The following is a 1,780-nucleotide window of genomic DNA, read 5'->3' as shown; positions in this document are numbered from 1 at the left end:
ACATCGTCGGCTTTTACAACTGCAAGCGCATCAATTCAGCGTTGGGCAATCTGTCTCCCGCCGCCTATGAACGAAAAATGACAGCACGCGAACCTATCGCGGTGTCCGAAATTACTTGACCACAGCAGTCTTCTCCCTGCAAGCATCGAGCGCGCACTTGAACTGCTGGAACACTTCCCGGAGGATGGTGATATCCAATCACAGTTAAAGTATGTTTTGGCAACTGAGGTAGAAACTGCTGCGATGCGTACGCGTTTGCAAGATCAAAAGCTTACCCTGGGCGCGTCTGCTTTTCTCATCGCAGTTACGGGTGGCATTCTTTCCCGATTGCCCGTTTCTATTGGAGGGCCACTCGCACGCGACGGATCCGGCTTGGAGGACCTGCGTCGCGACTTCGCTGGTGTGCTGGCTCTAGCGAGAACCATTTGGCAATTCACAGAGGATCCCAACGACGAGCAGCTCGTCGCTTGGCAGGCATTGCGCTCAGGGAGCGTTGGTCTGGGCATTAAGATTGGGTTGAGTGGTTTGGTTACTTCACTACGCGCGCATCCGGACTTTTCCAGCGTCGCATCATTTGACTTTCCTGCCGAATGGGAGGTTCCTTCAGAAAAGACAGTGGATGCTCTGGGGGGAGAAACGCAAGGGAGTTCCAGCGCCGCCATTTCTGACAACTCGGATGACTCGGGCCTGCTTAATTTACTGCGACAACTCGTAAAGTTGCTTGCGCATCGCATGCGTTCGGGGGAAATAGGAAGTTCCGTCCTCACAGAAAATACTGTTAACCGAATAAGGGACGTGGCGACTGAGCTTGCAAAGCTTGGCTCCGTGGACAGCGTCGAAAATTCCGATGTGGCGTGGCCCTTCGTTGGAGTTTCGATCTCCGTTACCTCGGTATTAAATATCGGCTTACTCGAAACTGTAGCGTCCCTAGTACGCGAACTAGATGTAGAACTGTCACTTCAAGTTCTGCTGGTTCGCGAACAAACATATGGCTTCAATGCGCAGACACGCAGATTTACCGACTCTCGAAACCGAACTTGGGAACTGAAACCGGCAATGATTTCGCAGTTCCCAATGCGAGCAAAGAACATTGAAGAACAGTATCGTGACGGTCGAGTACTTAGAGTATGGACTGAGGTCATTGATAAGAATAGCGGGAGACTTCTGTCAGTCGCTGTGTTGGGGGACACTTTCGCTTCAATCGCAATCGCAAAGCTCGAGTCTGCCGGTACTACTGCCGAAGCTGCTAGTGCTGAAAGCGCCACCACCCAAAGCATTGCTGTAAATTCGGCACCCGACCAAGATGTCAGGAAGCCCGAGTTGCCACATATTGATGAGTCCACTGCGAACAACAAAGACAGCGCCGATAGTTCTGCCGAAGCAGTGGAAAAACAGAGTGAAGAGGGTAGCACCAAATTTAATCAACCGAAAGAAGCCGAGAGCGCTGCCAATCGACCTCTTCCGCCACTATCTCTTCAAAGTCGTGCCCATACGTTTAGACGACGCCAACAGGATGAATGGACAAAGAGGGCAACTGCAAAAAACCCAGCGCATGTGAGGGTCGCCATTCTTCAAACTGCCATTGATTTGACTTATGCACACCCCATGTGCGAAGTCACCCCCAAAAATTGGCCACTTGGAGATTCATGCAAGCCCCCTCTGTCAAAATAGTTGTCGCCTCCAGCATTTGGAGTTCTAATCAGCCCTGGGGCGATGGATTTGACGATGACAAAATACACCAACGAGAAGAAAGAGCACGCGCTCAGCCAAATGAGCGCAC

1 protein-coding gene is annotated in these 1,780 nt (G+C 51.5%); it reads left to right on the top strand.

Features of this window, described 5'->3' with window-relative positions:
- Positions 1-243: 243 nt before the first annotated feature.
- A complete protein-coding gene (locus tag CSZ94_RS27810; protein WP_146009925.1) occupies positions 244-1,671 on the top strand; it encodes a hypothetical protein in 1,428 nt (475 codons plus the stop codon).
- Positions 1,672-1,780 lie beyond the last annotated feature (109 nt).

It is taken from the genome of Janthinobacterium sp. ROICE36 (genome assembly GCF_002869965.1).
In the GTDB taxonomy this organism is placed as follows: domain Bacteria; phylum Pseudomonadota; class Gammaproteobacteria; order Burkholderiales; family Burkholderiaceae_D; genus Janthinobacterium.
Note: the sequence above shows the minus strand (reverse complement) of the source record. Positions and strands in the feature narration are given on the sequence as shown.

Coding starts and splice junctions, on each gene's coding strand:
- CSZ94_RS27810 (WP_146009925.1), top strand. CDS start 244: ATGCGTACGCGTTTGCAAGATCAAAAGCTTACCCTGGGCGCGTCTGCT.